Origin of the sequence: Pedobacter antarcticus (assembly GCF_900112985.1) — a bacterium.
Taxonomy (GTDB): Bacteria; Bacteroidota; Bacteroidia; order Sphingobacteriales; family Sphingobacteriaceae; genus Pedobacter; species Pedobacter antarcticus.
Genome location: NZ_FONS01000001.1, coordinates 1 through 17,382, shown reverse-complemented (window position 1 = coordinate 17,382; position 17,382 = coordinate 1). Strand labels below are relative to the sequence as shown.

Sequence of the window (17,382 nt, the reverse complement as noted above, 5' to 3'; positions counted from 1 at the left end):
ATCCATATCTGTCCATTGTAAGCAGGGCGGGGGCTACTTAATTTTGCTATTAAATTATAAACATTTAAAGCGATAACCGATGAACATGTTAATTACCCTAGCCAAAATACAAAGTCAGTTTTTTAATTTAATGAGAATGGCCATTTTTATCGTGATGGTATGGATTGGCGGACTTAAAGCTTTCCAGTATGAGGCAGATGGAATTGTACCGTTTGTTGCAAATAGTCCGCTGATGAGTTTCTTTTACAATGGTAAGCCTAATGAATATAAAGTGCACAAGAATAAAGAAGGAGAAGTTGTCGAAGATAATATTAAGTGGCATACCCAAAACGGTACTTATGGCTTTTCATATGCATTAGGCACCTCCATTGTAATTATTGGTTCATTAACTTTATTAGGTATTTTTAATACGCGTATTGGATTGGTGGGAGGTTTGCTCACTGCCGGTATGTCGTTGGTCACCCTTACCTTTTTAATTACGACACCTGAAACCTGGGTGCCTAATTTAGGCGGGCCAGAGTTTGGCTTTCCTTATTTGTCTGCCGCGGGGAGATTAGTAATTAAAGATGTTATCATGATGGCTGGCGGTCTTTTGTGTGCATCTGACTGTGCTAAAAGATTATTAGACCAAAAGAAGTAATTGATGCATATTTTAGTGTTTTCCTTAAAAATCCTTGTAATCTATTGATTTTCGGGGTAAAAATGACTACTTTTTGATTTAGACATTAACTATGCTATACTCATTCACTTCTCGCAGGTACTATCCTGCACTTTTGCTGTTATTAATCTTCATATTAATGGGACTAGATACAAGAGCACAATTGTTTAATCAGGATAGCCTGAAATTAATATCCCGGCAGTTCTCCTTTACAGAAGGGCCGGCAGTGGACAAAAATGGAGATGTTTATTTTACTGACCAACCCAATAACAACATCTGGAAATATAGCACTGAAGGTCATCTCTCGCTTTTTAAAGATTCAGCAGGTCGTGCAAATGGATTGTACTTTAACCGTCGCGGTCAGCTGCTTGCCTGTGCAGATGAAAAAAATGAAATCTGGTCAATAAGCAATAGCGGCAAAGTTACCGTCTTGCTGTCAGATGTGGACGGAAAGAAACTGAATGGTCCCAATGACCTTTGGGCAGATAGCAAGGGTGGCATCTATTTTACAGACCCTTATTACCCTCGCGACTACTGGACCAGAAAAAAGCCGGAAATAGAAGGACAGAAAGTTTATTACCTGCCACCGGGAAAAGGGAAAAAGCCTGTGGTAGTGGCTGATGACGTCGCTAAACCAAACGGGATCGTAGGGTCGCCTGATGGCAGATACCTGTATGTTGCAGATATTGAGCGAAATAAAACTTACAGGTATACCATTGAACCTAATGGTAAGCTCAGCGGACAGAAGCTAGTCATTGACCAGGGATCTGATGGGATGACACTGGACAACGAGGGTAACATTTACCTGACTGGAAAAGGCGTCTTTATTTACAGTCCGGCAGGTATCCTGATAGGTCATGTCGAAGTAAAAGAGCCCTGGACAGCAAACGTTTGTTTCGGCGGTAAAGACCGTACGGATCTGTTTATCACTGCATCAACTGCAATTTACATGCTTCCGATGCGTACCAAGGGCGTAGATTGAGGTAGATTTAAAAACCGTGACAAGCACGTAAGGGAGTTGAACATATATGTTCTTTACCCTTATGATTACTTCTCTGTCTCTTTAAATTCTTTAATCAACGACTCGCCGTTCATACAGTAGCGAAGGCCACTTGGTTTCGGACCATCCGGGAATACGTGCCCCAAATGCGCATCACACACATTGCATTGCGCTTCTATGCGGACCATACCATATGAGCCATCTTTGATGTACTTGACCCTATTTTCCTGGACAGGTTGCGTGAAGCTTGGCCAGCCAGTTCCAGATTCGAATTTTTCAGTGGAATCGAAGAGCAAAGTGTTGCAACAAACACAGGAATAAAGCCCAGCGTCGTAGCTTGTGCACAGCTCATGACTGAAAGAAGCTTCTGTACCATGTTTACGTGTCACATAGAATTGTTCGGCAGTAAGTTGCGCTTTCCATTCTTCTTCAGTTTTCTCCACTCTTCTTTCAGGTGCGTGATTGCCGTTATCGGCCAAATCGATTACATTATCCCAGTTAAGCATAATTTTAGTTTTAATGTTACATAAATATTATTGATCCTTGTATTTATTCACCTCTGCCATTTTTAATAGCGCAGGATTGATATGCCATTTCTACACTAGAAACATCCACCCCTTATGTTATTGTCTTCTTTTTATTGTTGCTAAATTTCATTGTCAAGTTGCAATGTCATGTTGGATAGTCTGCAATTTATTGTAATTTCCTAACCAGGCATGATGTTTAATTTGTTGGTTTTTTCGATATCCATGGAAATCAACTGATCTATCCTTTTATTGATTTCAGCTCTGCTTTGAACACCCGTAAATTGGTCAACTACTCCGCCATTCTTTATTAAAAATACAGCTGGAATACTTCTAACACTAAACTTTGTTGCCAACTCTGGATTTTCTTCCACATTAATTTTCGCGATCACGATGTCTTCCGCATAGTCGTTGCCTACTTCTTCTAAAACAGGTAATAACGCTCTGCATGGCCCACACCAGTCTGCATAGAAGTCAAGCACTACCGGTTTGTCACCAGCCATAATTTGTTCAAATTCTGTATTGTTGCTAATCATTTTCATAGTAAAATCTGTTTAAATGTTATAAACTTATTGTTATTCAAGTATTTGGAATTGTATTGAGCTTATATTCACGTCGTCATTGGCTTAGTATGATTGGGCGAGTATTCCTTACAATTTATTTTTTTGCTTAAAATCTCAGTAGTTATAATATCTAATGGAAAGCAGCTTGGTCGCACTGAAAAGCAAGGAATATGTATGCACTGGTCCAACTGCACATTGACCGTATTTTGATTTCGTAAAGGACGCCTTGCTCGTTTACCATATTCTAAATATCAGTTAATGAACCGGCAACTTCCATGAAAAAATTTTATGGAAAAATGAAAAATGTGCCGAATCCCAAATTATTAGAAAAATTGTCTAATGAGTTCAAGTTATCGAACATCAATTCCTAACAATTATTGTTTTTGAAAATGTCGCTTCAACTGCTGCAGTTTATCAAAAATCAATGGAGGATAATTTCCGTGAAATTTATGACAGTCTCCACAAAGTTCTAATTTTAAATTAGCAGATTCGTCCAGATCGGTATAGGGAAATATGCTAAATGTGAGTTCATGCTTCATGAGGTCTATATAAAATAATTTATCGTTCTCATTGATATCCGCATGACCGATTCTATCAAAAATATTTTCTGCTATTCTCAGGATACTTAATATTTCCCGCACCCCATCTTGTTGTAATAGCTGTTCGGCATTGTGCAGATCTATATTCATATCTTCGATATCATCAATAAAACAACGAATGGCCCGTCTGCCATGTACGACCTGGATGCCATTAGTACCCTCAAATTTATTTTCATAGCTAAAGCTATTTATATTATTTTCCAGGAAAGTGTAAAGCTCATGCACATGCTTAACTCCACGCTCCTGCATTTCTTTACTATTCTCATCGTTTATTTGCATTTGCAAAATCGAGTTCGCATTAATTTGTGCCCGCAACGCCCGATAAAGCAATACGAACCCAACAATTTGTGCTATTGGATTAGCGACACCGCCAAATGCATCGCCTACAGGTCCGTACTCCTTCAGATGTCCTAACGGCAGTAACGGAAGCATTAAAGGAACTATTATGGTCAAAAGAATTCCTATAATTAGGAGGCTGATGACAATATTACTTTCGGAGTTATTTTTCAACTTCATGTTTTTTATATATTATTTACATTTCATGCTTCCTGTATTTGACTTCGCATGTTAAAGATTGCCCGTCAAGGAAATTGGATTATGTGAAAAAAATTGAAGGCCGAAGTCCAGGTAAAAAAAGCGCCTTTATTAACGCCTCATTCATAGAGGGTTTTAATATTAGTAGATATTGTATAGAACACTTATTGGTCTTTATCAGCTTAGTCGACTGAGGAACAAACTCCTTACAGTTCATTTTACATTTAAATTCATAAATACCCTAAGCCTGCCTCACACTGCCCGGACAAATTGAATTCTACTAGGTAATTTTAGCCAAAGAAAGCACTATCACTTACTGACTACGGAAAAAGCAAAAATTTCAAAAACGCGCAGGAGGTACTTGATAGTGATTCAGCAACATAGCAGTAGTGTGATCTCGAATTAGCCGTAGGTCAATTACCAGCAGAGCAGGGCTATTCCATAATTTAAGAAGATATTGAAGTCGGTCAATTATTAAAACGCTAGTAAACGCATAGAATAAATTTAAAACTGTGATTCCGATTCATGCCAAATATATAGCAATTGAAATTTAATCTTCATTTAAAGACTGATCCAGTTTTGTATCGACTTGTTTTTGAAGTTGTTCCTTAAATTGATCGTCTAACTTTAGCTCAATTCCCCGGGGGTTGAATAACTTCTTGACAAACTGGTTGATTATTAAACTTTGTTTCATGAAGATATTACACATTTCACAACCTTTAAGATGAAATTCCAATTCTAACGTTTCCTTAAGTGTGATATTTCCTGTTTGTCGCTTTTCAATCAGGAACGTAGCTTTTTTGCAATTATTAACCATCTCGGCCATATCCTGATCACTTACTTTTTTCATACCATCCATAATTATTTCACTAAATCCAGTTCCTTTGAAGGCATTCTCTCAAGCTTACTTTTGCCCGGTGACTGATAACCCAGAAGTTTGAAGTGGTCAGATTCAACTGAGCGCAAATTGTTTCGCTTGTTTCCTCATCAATATGTTTCATCGAGAATACCGACTTCCATAAAGGGGGGAGTTTTTTCATACAAGCTTTCAGTATACTGTCGAATTCCTTATTTTCCAATTCAAGAGGTTCTTCTATGCCAAAAGACTCTGGATAATGTTCTTTCTTCCAATGCCCATTACTTTCGAAAAATTCATCGTTATCTAAACCATTAAGTGAAATCGACTGTTTATTTAGGGCCGTTGACTTTTTGCGATAAACATCAAATATCTTATTTTTCAAAATGGCGGTAAGCCAGGTTTTTTCAGAACTACGTCCATCGAACCTTTCCCAACTTTCCAATGCTGCTAGAAAAGTTTCTTGCACTAAATCTCTTGCATGTTCATTATCATCTATTCGTGTATAAGCGTATCTATATAGGTAATCGGCATAATTGCTTACCCAAAGACTCGGGCCCACATCTGTTAATTCTGGTGCTTTGGTATTAGTAGGCATATTTCATATTTTTATGAACCGCAAGGAATTTACGCAAAAATATCAAACAACAGGTTCGATAATGAAGTACTAGTTTGGCAAAGAAGACCCAATAGAGCCATCAAGACGCAAGAAAAAGAGACCAAGCGAAAATCAAAGAATTATGGGATAAGAAGATAATTCAGGTTTGTCAGTTTATAGTTTTCGATGATATATGCATTTTACTAACAATTGCTCTTGTACAGTTTTTAATAATTCGATGGCATTTTTTATACTGTAGCGTTAAACTTTGGGTAAGCTGTAACCGTTGTGATAAGGGGCCAGCAGGTATTTATCGTTGATCTGCTGGTCTGTAAACTCGTGTTTGGCATTATCCCATGATAATTTTTGTCCGCTTCTGAAGGCAATATTCCCCATCTGGGCGACGGTAGCTACATGTGCAGCATCCTGTATAGAACAGTTCAGTTCTTCTTTTTTTCTGGATCTAACCACACTAAAGAAATTGACCATATGATTGTCCAGTCCATTATCTGAGGATTTAACAAAGGGCTTGCTAACTTTATTGCCGCTTATCTTTTCTTCAATGACTTCCCAGCCGTCCCTGTTGAGGATAAGCGTGCCGTTGTTACCGATATAGGCAATCCCATGGTTGCGGTTATAAGAGCCGTTATCTATGCCCATGGCAGAATCCCATACCATGTTGAACTTGTCAAACTCATATAAGGTAGTCAGCGTATCAGGAGTTTCTTCATACAGATCGGGGTAGGCAAAGCGGCCACCTAATGCAGATATGGTTTTTGGTACAGGTGAATTCATACCCAGCAAGCCATAATCCAATAAATGCACTCCCCAGTCGGTCATTAACCCACCGGCATAATCCCAGAACCAGCGGAAATTGAAGTGATATCTGCTGGCATTGAATGCTCTTTTATTCGCCGGCCCAAGCCACATCGCATAATCTACACCAGCAGGAGGTAAGGTATCCGCTACTATGGGAGCAGGTTTCATCCAGCCCTGGTAACACCATACTTTTACAGTTCTGATATTTCCCAACTGGCCGCTCTTTACGAAATCAACAGCATCTTTAAAATGTTGCTGACTGCGCTGCCATTGACCTGCCTGTACAACCTTATTGTATTTTTCCTGCGCTTTGACCATGGTACTGCATTCGATGATAGAGTTGCCGACTGGCTTTTCGACATATACATCTTTACCCGCCTGTACAGCATGAATCATCATCAAGGCATGCCAGTGATCGGGTGTCCCGATAATTACTGCATCGACATCTTTATTATCAAGTAGCGCACGATAATCTTTATATCTTTTTACTTTTGCGGCGTCAACATTCATCGACTTTAATTCGGCCATCCTTTCGTCAAGCACATTGGCGTCACTGTCACACAGGGCGATCAGGTTTACTCCCGGTACCTTGAGGGCAGCTTTGAGGTCAGACCATCCCATGCCTTTGATTCCTATAACACCAATATTGATTTGGCTGTTTGCACCAATAGTATTATTGAAAAGGGCATAGGCAGGATTGTCTAACGCGGAGAGTATGGCAGTGGTTCCCACTGCGGTTGCAGCGTAGTTGAGGAAATTTCTACGGTTTAGCATTTAATTTGATTTGTGGTTCATACTGGAAGTAAATTACAAAATAATTAGCGGAGCATCCAAGACATATAGTTAAAATTAATAAGAATGTACCGATATATTTGTTCTTGCAATAACATACTAACACTTTTATCGTGATCACGATTTAATAGTGAGGAAAAATTTAGGCGAACAAGACTTTAGAATACCTACCTAGATTTTGGTGATTTTGTAGGTATGTAGTCCACTCACCCCTAATACATGAAATTTCAATGAATTACACTATATATAACATTGACAATGACTGAACTAATTCTAGTTTATGCAAAACCGTGCTCGTAATTAGTATTTGGCTTTTATGTATAATGGATTGATCCCTTATTCTTAAATGGCACGTTTTTACAAGTTACATTCTGGTTAGAAACGTATACTTAGAAAACGTAACTTATTAAGAATTTACTTATGAAAATAAGCTAATTTAAACGCTGCAAACCGCTCTCTTTTTCTGCTCACCAATTTTAGACTTTGTAACCTTCACGGGTTCGGTTTATGGTATAGCCATTCCAGGGAAAGACAATTTTAGGGAAACAAAGTATAGCTAAAAGGCTTTCAGATCAAACGCATATTTCTGGTAGCTGATTAATTCTCTTGCAGGTTCGTTTTCTTTCCATGCAGGTTCATTGTGACTTATATCTACAACTTCCTTGGTAGTACTTCCTTTAAAGTGTCCAAGGACGCTTGACAGTACTTCGAGTTCAATTTTACTGAAATTGTCCATATAATCATCTGCCTTTCCGATTATCTTTTCGCCGTAATTTCCATCGCTGAATGCGATCTGTGTGATATTTATCTTTTCATCATCACAAAGTTTAATGTACATCTTGTCATATTCGGCTGGTACAGGCCCATAGGGGATAGCCTTGTAGGTTATACCTGTCATGGAATGTGCAGTCCTCTTATACATCAGAAAATCACTATAAAAAAGCAATTTGTTAACCTTGGTTTTATAGGTGTCCAGTTTACTTGAAAAATAGGAAATAACCTTCGCAATCTTTGAAAGATCTGGACTTTTATAGCCATTGTATTCAGAGGGTTTATGATTATGGAATATTTTTTCCTCAAACATAGTTTCCCATAGCGCCCTGTTTTCCTGCTCTTGGATTTTCTTGATATTACTGGTAATCCTATTAATTTCTTTTTCGCTAAGAAAATGGATACTGGCCTCAACTTGTGATAGGAAAGAAATTGGCTTTTCTATAGTGGAAATCAATCTGCCGTTCGATACAGATGGCATTTCGCCATTTTCATATAAGCGGTATGTGTTTGTTCCCAGTCCAAGAATCTCGGATATCTTGGATGCTGAAATTCCGTATTTTTCTCTGATACTTGTGATTTCTTCTGGAAATGGAATTCCATACCTTTCTCTATACTGGTTATAAACTTGATTCATGTTTATCTCATCCAGTTCTGTATTAGTGAATGCCTCCTGGGTCTGGGTGCATTCAAAATAGTGATACCAAATCCGAAACTCTTCCTTCCTAAATTTGAGATCAACTTCTTTATACTTGCGGAGCATTGGCTTTTTGTTGAATGGGCTGGTCATAATTCTCTTTTTAAAGGATAGCTCATGGGGTACTCTGCCAAATGAAATGAAATGCAGATGGCTGGGTCATCTTTAGGTCCCATAGATATCTTAATGTATACTTCTTGTTTTTTATGTGTTCTTCCAAAAATCCACATACTGGCAATGCCATTAAGGTCATCATCAACAGGGCCTTCGGAATAATCTATGGCGACTACTGCCTCAACTATCTGACATCTTTTCAGTGGGGTAAGCTCCATGTCTAAAAGCGCTTGAGTATTTTTTTGTCTTGAATCACGGAAGAAAATACCGAAAATCTGCGCTTTCGTTTTAAAATCTCTAAGAAAATTTTCTACATCATGAATAGTAGCCAATATATTTTTTTTAAATAAATTTTAAAGGTGCATTATCCAATTCTATCGGCGAGTTACTACACTTCATCTCGCTAGTTACCAAAAACTAAATAGTGTCGAACAAATATAGCTAATATAACTATACAGTTGTATTACTATTTTAATTATGTATTAAATGCAACTTTAAAGTTATAAAAACGAACTGTTATTTACTTTGGGACAAAGACCAAAGCGCAACTAGGGGTGGAGACTATGGTCCAATTACAGAAGTATCTGTGTGATTTTCAGATAGTGCAGGATAAATGCACTGGGCAGCTCATGGAGACCACCTAAACAAGAAACGGAAATTTCTTAATATGGCCAGCTATTGTTAGTTTAAAAAGCGTCCTTTGAATTGATTAGGAGTGATGCCTACCTCTTTTTTAAACAGACGCGAAAAATACGTTGTGTTTTCAAATCCAAGCAAATGCGAAATTTCAGAAATATTCAGGTCGCCTTCAGTCAACATATTTTTCGCTTCAGCAATCAAGAAAAGATGAATCAGCTCCAATGCCGTTTTTCCTGTTTCCTGTTTCAGTACGTCGGTTAAATAACGTGAAGATATATGCAGCTTTTCTGCCATAAAAGCCACTGTTGGCAAGCCGATATCTTTCATTTTTCGCTCTTCAAAATTAGCGGTAAGTAATTCATTGAACTTTGTAATTGTTGAGCCGGATAATTGTGTGCGATTTATAAACTGCCTTTTGTAAAAGCGCTGTGCGTATTTAAGCATGGCGTCAAGATGACTGATAATTATAGAGTTGCTCAGTTCATCGGTATTATTTTTATATTCTTTCTCAATGCTAAAATACAGATTCCAGATGATGTCCTCTTCTGTGGGGGAAAGGTGCAGAGCCTCATTCACCTCATAGTCGAAATAACTATATTTCTTGATTTCATTGTAAAAGGCAGTTCCTGTTAAGAAGTCTTCATGGATCAGAACTAGAAATCCCTTCTCCTCGAGTTCTACATTTTTAAAGGCTACTTTCTGCCGGGGCTTTACAAAAGACATTGAACCACGGTCATGGTCATATTTCGTTTTACCGTATTGCATGCTGCCCGATTTCAGTTTCTTAAATCCTACGATATAAAATTCAGAAGAAAATTCGAGTATGCTATTTCCGTCACAGGTGCCCCGTTCACCGTATGCCACACTAAAAAGAGGGTGTTCCGGAGGTGTAACGCCAAGCGCTTCATGCAGTTCGCTTATTTTGGTAAAGTGTTTCATTTTTTTAACCATATAAAAAGACTGAATCTGGTACATTCAGATTCAGTCAATGTCAGTTTTATATTAACCATGTGCTGCCAGAGATATGTCTTGCCATGATTCCCATGTTTTAAGACGTTCTTCATAAGTATGCTTTATCCAAGGTAAAGCAATTTTACCCAGAATTAATCTCAATGGCGGGTTTTCAGTATCTACTAAGCCTAAAATTGCTCCCGCTGTAGCTGTAGGGTTACCAGAATCTTGATCTCCTGCGTGCTCATAAAAATCTTTTCTTATCGCATCGTAAGCAGAAAGGGACGAACTTACCGCAAGGGAATTGCTTCCAAAGAAATCTGTTGCGTATCCGCCGGGTTCTACTATAGTCACTTTTATACCAAAACCACTTACTTCGCTAGCTAATGTTTCCGTAAGACCTTCGACAGCGAATTTAGCAGCACTATATATCCCCATTAATGGCACTGTATTAATTCCCAATGCACTTGAAAGCTGAATAATTTGCCCTGATTTCTGCTCCCGCATAATTGGTAAAACAGCTTGAATGGTCCATAATGAACCGAATACATTAGTTTCGAATTGCGCCCTTACATCTTTCTCGTCTAGTTCTTCTATAGCCCCGACCTGCCCGAATCCTGCATTATTTATCAATACATCAATTACTCCAAAGTGGTTTTTTGCTGCTTCAATTGCTTCAAAACTTGCGTTTTTGTCCGTAACATCAAGTTTTAACACCAATAAGTTTGATGGAAATTCCTTTATCAATGCTGCTAATGCATCAAGGTTACGCACTGTTGCCACTACATTATCACCACGTTTTAGAAATGCTTCTGCCCAAATCCTTCCAAAACCACGGGATGCTCCTGTTATTAAAATTGTCTTTGCCATTATGTTATTTTTATCTATTTGATATAGGCAAAATTATGCGGTTAATAAGCATTATAATGATACAGAAGTAGGCAATAATGATACTTTTTAACGAAATTCTATCCCGCTGATAAATTTAAATTTTATATGCTTTTAAATCCATAGGACTTCCCCAAAGGAAAGTGTAATCTATAATAGATACTTTCCTTTGGGAAAGCACTATCTTTTTGTAAGTATGTTAACCGTAAATTTGTATTCTTTATCAATTAGGCGTTCTGATAGCTGGAAGTAATAATGAATTCATGAATAACAGAAAAAAATTAAAACTGGCTGCGATTATAGAAGGGACAGGTTGGAACCATACGGCTTGGCAACATCCCGATATGCCGGCAGATGCAAGTGAAAATATTGACTTTTATGTTAAACAGGCCAGACTTGCGGAAGATGCGAAATTTGAAAGTTTATTTTTAATTGATGTGAGCCACGTTGGAGCCGGAAATTTCCCGCATTATCTGAGTATGTTCGAAGGTGTTTCTATAATGTCTGCTTTAGCTATGAAGACAGAAAGAATAGGACTGGCATTCACTGCCTCGAGTTCTTACACTGATCCTTATAATATTGCCAGACAAGCATTGTCTTTAGATAAAATAAGTAAGGGACGAGCGTCGTTAAATGCTATTACCTCTAATCCCGGTGGAATGGTTAACTTCAGTCGGGGACACCTGTCCAGGTCAGATCAATATCCAATGCACAGAGAGTTTTTAGAAATTCTTATGCATTTGTGGGATACATATGAGGACGATGCATTTATAAGGGATAAAGAAAACGGGATATTTTTGAATCCAGAAAAAATGCATTTAACAAACTATAGCGGGAAATATTTTTCTGTTGAAGGCCCCCTGAACTTGAGTAGATCTGTTCAAGGAAGGCCTGTTTTGTACACAGCAGGAACTTCCTCAACATTTGTAGATATTGCAACCACTTACACAGACGGTGCTTTTATAGGAGGGTTTACAAAGGAAGCTGTAGAGGTTACCTCAAACGCACTGAGACATAAATTAGAGGAGAAAAATAGAGACCCCTATAATTTTATTATCGCAACCTCTCAGAATCCAATCGTAGGACGCACAGAAGCAGAAGCGCATAAAAAGTATTTAGAATTGGTGCAGCTGAATCCATATCAAAGAATTCCACCACCTTTATTTTTTGGGTCAGCCGAACAGATTGCTGACGATATTCAAGAGTGGTATGAAGAGGGGATTATGGATATGTTGATGATCAAGCAAGACCATCCTCACGGTCTACGAGATTTTATTGAATTGGTAGTACCAATTTTGCAAGAAAGAGAAATTTTCCATACTGACTATGAAGAACAAACTCTCCGCGGAAATCTTGAGCTACCAAATCCATCGTTTAGAAAAATTTAATATCGAATACTTATCAACCAACTCTTTTCAGAATAGGGGTAAGGTTCAATTAACTATCTTTTTATAAACCAATGCTATCATAAAAAGTAATTTTTATTAATTAATATCCAAAAAATGAATAAACAGGTTGCTCACTCTATTTTAGAACTTGCCATCGTCTCAAAAGACAGTACTTTCAAACAAACATTGAATAATTCTCTCACGTTGGCAAAAGTGGCGGAAGCAAATAATTATAAACGATATTGGTTCGCCGAACATCATAATTCTGATGCTGTAGGAAGTAGCGCTACTTCTATTTTAATTGGTTATGTAGCTGAAAATACCAAACAGATAAGAGTTGGCTCAGGTGGTATTATGCTGCCTAATCACTCTCCCTTAATAATAGCAGAGCAATTCGGCACCCTTGCTCATCTATATCCCAACCGAATTGATTTAGGTGTGGGTAGAGCTCCGGGCACAGATACAGTAACGGCGCAAGCTATACGATCGGATTTTATGAAAGCGGCTCAATCTTTTCCTGCAGAAATTGAAAAGATTGAGAATTACTTTTCATTAGCTAACAAAAGCGCTCAAGTGAGAGCGGCAATTGCCGAAGGAGCGAATGTTCCAATTTATTTATTAGGCTCCAGTACTGACAGTGCTCATTTAGCAGCAAGAAAAGGATTGCCCTATGCCTTTGCAAGCCATTTCGCATCGACACATTTATTAAATGCCTTAAATATTTACAAACAAGAATTTCAGCCTTCCGAATCTTTAGCGAAACCTTATACAATTGCTGGAGTAAATGTGGTTGTCGCTGATACGGATGAAGAGGCTCAGAGATTATTCACTTCTTTGATTAGAATGTTTTTCGGTGTATTGACAGGAAATTCTCAACCATTACAACCACCAACAGATATGACTGATGATCTGAAAGAGATTTTTCAACATCCAAGTTTATATCAAATGCTTAAATATTCCTTTATCGGCAATAAGGAAACGGTGAGAGAGCAGACGAAAGCTTTTCTTAAAGAAACCCAGGTCGATGAACTCATTGTGGTATCTACGATCTATGATATTAAAGATCGGATTAAGTCGACAGAACTATTTGCTGAAGTGATGAAAGATATCAATGAAACTGAAGATTAAATTAAGGAGTTATTTTAACATTTTTAAGCTTGAAATATGGCACAAAAAAAAATACACTGTGATTGTCTGGATACCATAAAACCAGTTCGGGATACGCTAGATGTAATCAATGGGAAATGGAAAATACCTATTATCATTTCAGTAAGTGTAGGGAATGATCGTTTTACAGATATCCAGGAAAGTATTCCGGGGATCACTCCAAAAGTTTTGGCTAAAGAACTTAAGGATCTGGAACAGCATAAATTGTTATCCAGAACCGTCATTGATGACTACCCGGTGAAAATCTTATACAAATTGGAGCCTTATGCAGACACGCTGACTCCACTCATTTATGCACTTAAGGATTGGGGGATCAATCACCGGCAGAAAATTTTCCATGATATAGAACCCGTAAAATTGTAAATAAGAAAATTAGCTTTAGGCTACTTCTTATTGATCGAAGTGGCGAAGCGGGTTGTCATTAGCGACAAAGGCAGTGACAGCATCGCTTCTAAAGATTAAATTGCCTTTCCGCCAATTAGTTTTGGGTGCTGTTTAGGGCTGTTTTCTAATCCTACTCATTGAATTCCTTAATATTTCTTTGATACGTTTTAGATCCAATTGCTATTTTCCAAATTGCGTAATATCAATTAAGAAACATAATTATTTATGGTCTCTTAACTCCCTGATTTTTTCTAACTCAATTACGTCGATTTGATCTTTTGGTCTATTAACAGCTTTTTTATTAGCTATTAGTTGGTTGATATGCAAAAAAGGAACTTTTATATCTTCAAACACCGCAATAGATGCGAAGTCAAGACATTCCAAAAATGAAAGGGATTCTAATCCTTTCATCGACGTCATAATATCCAGTTCGATTGCGTTATCTATATAAATGCTGGTCCATCCAGGTACGAACTCCATCGTTTCAAAAGAAGGAAAATCACCGTAATCTAATTCATTAAATGCAGCCCTTAGACTTTTTCTATTATCCAGGGTATCGTACAACCAAATATCCAGGTCATCTGTACTTCGGTTAAAACCATGAAATCTAGTAGCAAATCCACCAACCATAATATATTTTACATCATGATTATTTAACGACCCCCAAAATCGCAGTAATACTTCGTCTAAAACATCCATATAAACTACTTATGAATAATCACGGCCTTATTGAAAAGATTATTTGTGCGTAACATTTTGGTAAAGAGTTTAAGTTTATCAAAATCAGAACGAAATACATCTTTAATTAAACGCTCATTATCAGACAATTCGGTAACGCATGTTTTTGGAAGTTCGTTAAGATTGTCTTTAGTTTCTTTTTTCATATCGCTCCTAAATTATATTGCAATTTACAAATACGATCTGGATTTAACAATCTCGCTTAGGTATGATGACTAAGTTTAGTGGTGCCCATAGATGTTTTCAAATTTATGAAAGGCTTCCTGTCGTTTATATAGATCATAAATCACGAATGAAGTTGAAAGCAGCAGGAAATAGAAATATCATTTAATGTAAAAAGCCTCAATTTTCATTGAGGCTTTCGTGATCCCGCTGGGATTTGCACTTAGTGCTAAAATCAGCGTTTAAATAGTATTTTATGCTATTTTCGATTTTAACTCACCTAATCGCTCACCATCCTTTTCGATACGTTTTAGCTGCAATTGCTATTTTAAATATACGATTTTTTGGATTAAATTTCAAAGTGCTTTACAAAAAATTAGATTGGAATTTTACTAACAAAACTAGAAACGGTTAAACGATGTACATTAAGAATTCGCCCAATTGCGCTAAATGATACCTTTTTATCCAGCAACTCTTGTATCTTCTTCTCTTGACCAGTCAACTTAGTTCTTGCAGACCTACTTCCTTTTGGACGACCAAGGATTACACCTTCAGCTCGCTTTCTTGCTAGAGCTTCTTTAGTACGTTGTGAAATCAGATTTCTTTCAATTTCCGCTGATAATCCGAAAGCGAAAGCAAGTACTTTGGAGTTTATATCACTCCCGAGACGATAGTTATCTTTGATAGTCCATACTTGAATATCTCTATTCATGCACTCATTTAAAACGCCCATTATCATTAATAAATTCCTGCCTAATCGAGACAATTCAGAGCAAATTAGTATATCTTCCTTTTTCATCTTTTTGAGAAGTTTGCCTAGCTTCCTTTCATCAACACTTTTTGCACCGGAAATAGTTTCTTCTATCCATTTATCAACAACGAAATTGTGTTTACCACAAAACTGGTTGATTTCGTATCGCTGATTCTCTACTGTTTGTTTATCCGTACTTACTCTAATGTATCCGTAAATCATAATATAATTCTGTTTAAATAAACTGTAAATGTATTGTTTAAAATAAACCAAAACAGTTTAAATAAAAACATGCTATTATTATCGACAGCATATCAGCGTTTTTTTTAGACAAAATAAAAATACAAGTACTTATATCGGTTCCGATAGCTGGGTAGTTTTAACGTCTTTAGAGAAGCAAATCAAAGACAAAATACAGTTGATAGGAAAACCACTAAAAGATTGGGATATTAATATCTATCGTGGTATATTAACAGGATACAATGAAGCATTCATAATTGATGAAAAGACCAAAAATGATTTAATATTTGAAGATCCCAAAAGTGCCGAGATTATACGACCGATACTTAGAGGTAGAGATATCAAGCGATATGCTTATGAATTTGCTGATAAATACATAATTACTACTTTCCCAAGTTTAAAAATTGACATTAACATATATCCTGCTATAAGGCAGCACCTTATGAGCTTCGGTCATGATAGGCTTAGGCAAACTGGTGATACTGGAGCAAGAAAAAAGACTAGTAATATGTAAAAGTGCCGAGATTATACGACCTATTTTACGTGGCAGGGACATAAAAAGATATTCTTATGAGTTTGCAGATTTATGGCTAATTAACATTCATAATGGTCTAAAAGAAAATGGCTTAAAACCAATAGACATAAACGATTACCCTATTGTAAAAAAACATTTAGATAAATCATATTCTCAGCTATCTAAGAGGACAGATAAGGGGGATACTCTCTATAATTTGAGGAACTGTGCTTATATGGAGGATTTTTATAAACAAAAAATCGTGTACCCAAATATGACTAAGTTCTTACCATTTTATTTAGATGATAAGGGTTTTTTACAGAATGACAAATCATTCATGATAATAGGGGAAAATATAGCTTATCTGACTGCATTCTTAAATTCCTCATTATTTAAATATTGTTTTATTGATAATTTTCCAGAGCTACAAGGCGGCACAAGAGAACTAAGAAAAATATTTTTAGATAAAATTCCAGTTCTGCAAGTTTCTGAAAAAGTTAATCTAGAATTTGAGAAAAGAGTTATGAAACTCCAAGAATTGTTTATGAATAAATTATCCACCAAGCAAATGGAAATTGAAATCGATGAAAAAATTTTTGATTTGTACAGTTTAACAGAAGAGGAAAGAAAAATCATAGGATTTATTGAGATTCAATAAATTCAATTTCCTCTGTCGTCAGATCGCAGATTTCGTAAATATACTGGTTTATTAATTTCTTTATTGCGGGATCTCTTTCTAATTCAGATGCAAAAAGTATAAATTTTTTATTTTGATCTTCAGTGATTATGGGAATATTTAGCTTTTCAATGGTAAATTTTGACCACTGTGAAGTGCCGACCCCTGTCGTAGTTCCAATTTTAGAAAACAAATATTCACATAACGGGGAGTTTAAAAAACAAAACAAATACTCAAGCTGGTCACCACTCATTAAGTAACATTTGTTGTTTACAAAAAAATGATCTTGATTATCCAGCGCAAAATTAGACCTATCTGAGATCTCCCCCCACACGATTTTTTGTTTATAAAAATCCTCC

20 protein-coding genes are annotated in these 17,382 nt (G+C 36.8%); 7 read left to right on the top strand and 13 right to left on the bottom strand.

Going from position 1 to position 17,382, the window contains the following annotated elements; translation table 11 throughout:
- Positions 1-85: 85 nt before the first annotated feature.
- Positions 86-640: a DUF417 family protein gene (locus BM192_RS00105; RefSeq protein ID WP_234797470.1), complete on the top strand. Its 555-nt coding sequence runs from the start codon at positions 86-88 to the stop codon at positions 638-640.
- Between the two features lie 157 nt (positions 641-797).
- Positions 798-1,640, top strand: coding sequence for an SMP-30/gluconolactonase/LRE family protein (locus tag BM192_RS00100; protein WP_234797469.1), 843 nt, complete (start codon positions 798-800; stop codon positions 1,638-1,640).
- A 65-nt stretch (positions 1,641-1,705) separates the two neighbouring features.
- Here BM192_RS00100 and msrB read toward each other — a convergent pair whose 3' ends face one another.
- The 10 genes from msrB to BM192_RS00050 form a co-directional block, all read right to left on the bottom strand.
- A complete protein-coding gene (gene msrB, locus BM192_RS00095; RefSeq protein ID WP_037442905.1) occupies positions 1,706-2,164 on the bottom strand; it encodes a peptide-methionine (R)-S-oxide reductase MsrB in 459 nt (152 codons plus the stop codon).
- Positions 2,165-2,364: 200 nt separating this feature from the next.
- A complete protein-coding gene (trxA, locus tag BM192_RS00090) occupies positions 2,365-2,724 on the bottom strand; it encodes a thioredoxin (RefSeq protein ID WP_051760095.1) in 360 nt (119 codons plus the stop codon).
- Between the two features lie 395 nt (positions 2,725-3,119).
- Positions 3,120-3,860: a hypothetical protein gene (locus BM192_RS00085; RefSeq protein WP_037442903.1), complete on the bottom strand. Its 741-nt coding sequence runs from the start codon at positions 3,858-3,860 to the stop codon at positions 3,120-3,122.
- 568 nt (positions 3,861-4,428) lie between these two features.
- The gene (locus BM192_RS00080) at positions 4,429-4,728 is read right to left on the bottom strand and encodes a hypothetical protein (protein WP_037442957.1); all 300 of its coding nucleotides are present in this window, start codon (positions 4,726-4,728) and stop codon (positions 4,429-4,431) included.
- A gap of 19 nt (positions 4,729-4,747) precedes the next feature.
- Positions 4,748-5,332: a sigma-70 family RNA polymerase sigma factor gene (locus tag BM192_RS00075; protein WP_051760091.1), complete on the bottom strand. Its 585-nt coding sequence runs from the start codon at positions 5,330-5,332 to the stop codon at positions 4,748-4,750.
- A gap of 261 nt (positions 5,333-5,593) precedes the next feature.
- Positions 5,594-6,925, bottom strand: coding sequence for a Gfo/Idh/MocA family protein (locus BM192_RS00070; RefSeq protein ID WP_037442901.1), 1,332 nt, complete (start codon positions 6,923-6,925; stop codon positions 5,594-5,596).
- Between the two features lie 574 nt (positions 6,926-7,499).
- A complete protein-coding gene (locus tag BM192_RS00065; RefSeq protein ID WP_037442899.1) occupies positions 7,500-8,504 on the bottom strand; it encodes a type II toxin-antitoxin system antitoxin SocA domain-containing protein in 1,005 nt (334 codons plus the stop codon).
- The gene (locus BM192_RS00060) at positions 8,501-8,857 is read right to left on the bottom strand and encodes a hypothetical protein (protein ID WP_051760089.1); all 357 of its coding nucleotides are present in this window, start codon (positions 8,855-8,857) and stop codon (positions 8,501-8,503) included. The genes BM192_RS00065 and BM192_RS00060 overlap by 4 nt, the downstream gene beginning before the upstream one ends.
- 349 nt (positions 8,858-9,206) lie before the next feature.
- On the bottom strand, positions 9,207-10,103 hold the full coding sequence (locus BM192_RS00055) for a helix-turn-helix domain-containing protein (protein ID WP_037442951.1): 897 nt from the start codon (positions 10,101-10,103) through the stop codon (positions 9,207-9,209).
- A 63-nt stretch (positions 10,104-10,166) separates the two neighbouring features.
- A complete protein-coding gene (locus BM192_RS00050; RefSeq protein WP_037442895.1) occupies positions 10,167-10,985 on the bottom strand; it encodes an SDR family NAD(P)-dependent oxidoreductase in 819 nt (272 codons plus the stop codon).
- A 281-nt stretch (positions 10,986-11,266) separates the two neighbouring features.
- Here BM192_RS00050 and BM192_RS00045 point away from each other — a divergent pair, with 281 nt between their 5' ends.
- From BM192_RS00045 to BM192_RS00035, 3 genes are all read left to right on the top strand, one after another.
- Positions 11,267-12,391 carry an LLM class flavin-dependent oxidoreductase gene (locus BM192_RS00045; RefSeq protein WP_037442893.1) on the top strand — a complete coding sequence of 375 codons (1,125 nt, stop codon included), beginning with the start codon at positions 11,267-11,269 and terminating at the stop codon, positions 12,389-12,391.
- Between the two features lie 114 nt (positions 12,392-12,505).
- The gene (locus BM192_RS00040) at positions 12,506-13,519 is read left to right on the top strand and encodes an LLM class flavin-dependent oxidoreductase (protein ID WP_037442891.1); all 1,014 of its coding nucleotides are present in this window, start codon (positions 12,506-12,508) and stop codon (positions 13,517-13,519) included.
- Between the two features lie 36 nt (positions 13,520-13,555).
- Positions 13,556-13,921 carry a winged helix-turn-helix transcriptional regulator gene (locus BM192_RS00035; RefSeq protein WP_037442889.1) on the top strand — a complete coding sequence of 122 codons (366 nt, stop codon included), beginning with the start codon at positions 13,556-13,558 and terminating at the stop codon, positions 13,919-13,921.
- A 240-nt stretch (positions 13,922-14,161) separates the two neighbouring features.
- Here the strand turns inward: BM192_RS00035 and BM192_RS00030 are convergent, their stop codons facing one another.
- Entirely contained in the window at positions 14,162-14,641 is a 480-nt protein-coding gene (locus BM192_RS00030) for a hypothetical protein (RefSeq protein ID WP_037442887.1), read from the bottom strand.
- Positions 14,642-15,218: 577 nt separating this feature from the next.
- Positions 15,219-15,815, bottom strand: a complete 597-nt coding sequence (locus tag BM192_RS00020) for a master DNA invertase Mpi family serine-type recombinase (protein WP_037442883.1) — start codon at positions 15,813-15,815, stop codon at positions 15,219-15,221.
- A 196-nt stretch (positions 15,816-16,011) separates the two neighbouring features.
- Here BM192_RS00020 and BM192_RS20825 point away from each other — a divergent pair, with 196 nt between their 5' ends.
- Both BM192_RS20825 and BM192_RS00010 read left to right on the top strand, forming a co-directional pair.
- Positions 16,012-16,347 (top strand): hypothetical protein, encoded by a 336-nt coding sequence (locus BM192_RS20825; RefSeq protein WP_074963855.1) that lies wholly within the window; start codon positions 16,012-16,014, stop codon positions 16,345-16,347.
- Positions 16,310-17,005, top strand: a complete 696-nt coding sequence (locus tag BM192_RS00010; RefSeq protein WP_212611575.1) for a TaqI-like C-terminal specificity domain-containing protein — start codon at positions 16,310-16,312, stop codon at positions 17,003-17,005. Before BM192_RS20825 ends, BM192_RS00010 begins: the two co-directional genes overlap by 38 nt.
- Here the strand turns inward: BM192_RS00010 and BM192_RS00005 are convergent.
- Positions 16,989-17,382 (bottom strand): TaqI-like C-terminal specificity domain-containing protein (locus tag BM192_RS00005; protein ID WP_212611574.1); only part of this gene is annotated, 394 nt, incomplete at its 5' end. The two genes, BM192_RS00010 and BM192_RS00005, sit on opposite strands and share 17 nt — an antisense overlap.

Coding starts and splice junctions, on each gene's coding strand:
- BM192_RS00100 (WP_234797469.1), top strand. CDS start 798: ATGGGACTAGATACAAGAGCACAATTGTTTAATCAGGATAGCCTGAAA.
- trxA (WP_051760095.1), bottom strand. CDS start 2,724: ATGAAAATGATTAGCAACAATACAGAATTTGAACAAATTATGGCTGGT.
- BM192_RS00050 (WP_037442895.1), bottom strand. CDS start 10,985: ATGGCAAAGACAATTTTAATAACAGGAGCATCCCGTGGTTTTGGAAGG.
- BM192_RS00065 (WP_037442899.1), bottom strand. CDS start 8,504: ATGACCAGCCCATTCAACAAAAAGCCAATGCTCCGCAAGTATAAAGAA.
- BM192_RS00085 (WP_037442903.1), bottom strand. CDS start 3,860: ATGAAGTTGAAAAATAACTCCGAAAGTAATATTGTCATCAGCCTCCTA.
- BM192_RS00055 (WP_037442951.1), bottom strand. CDS start 10,103: ATGAAACACTTTACCAAAATAAGCGAACTGCATGAAGCGCTTGGCGTT.
- BM192_RS00045 (WP_037442893.1), top strand. CDS start 11,267: ATGAATAACAGAAAAAAATTAAAACTGGCTGCGATTATAGAAGGGACA.
- BM192_RS00040 (WP_037442891.1), top strand. CDS start 12,506: ATGAATAAACAGGTTGCTCACTCTATTTTAGAACTTGCCATCGTCTCA.
- BM192_RS00070 (WP_037442901.1), bottom strand. CDS start 6,925: ATGCTAAACCGTAGAAATTTCCTCAACTACGCTGCAACCGCAGTGGGA.
- BM192_RS00075 (WP_051760091.1), bottom strand. CDS start 5,332: ATGCCTACTAATACCAAAGCACCAGAATTAACAGATGTGGGCCCGAGT.
- BM192_RS00080 (WP_037442957.1), bottom strand. CDS start 4,728: ATGAAAAAAGTAAGTGATCAGGATATGGCCGAGATGGTTAATAATTGC.
- BM192_RS00035 (WP_037442889.1), top strand. CDS start 13,556: ATGGCACAAAAAAAAATACACTGTGATTGTCTGGATACCATAAAACCA.
- BM192_RS00105 (WP_234797470.1), top strand. CDS start 86: ATGTTAATTACCCTAGCCAAAATACAAAGTCAGTTTTTTAATTTAATG.
- BM192_RS00020 (WP_037442883.1), bottom strand. CDS start 15,815: ATGATTTACGGATACATTAGAGTAAGTACGGATAAACAAACAGTAGAG.
- BM192_RS00030 (WP_037442887.1), bottom strand. CDS start 14,641: ATGGATGTTTTAGACGAAGTATTACTGCGATTTTGGGGGTCGTTAAAT.
- msrB (WP_037442905.1), bottom strand. CDS start 2,164: ATGCTTAACTGGGATAATGTAATCGATTTGGCCGATAACGGCAATCAC.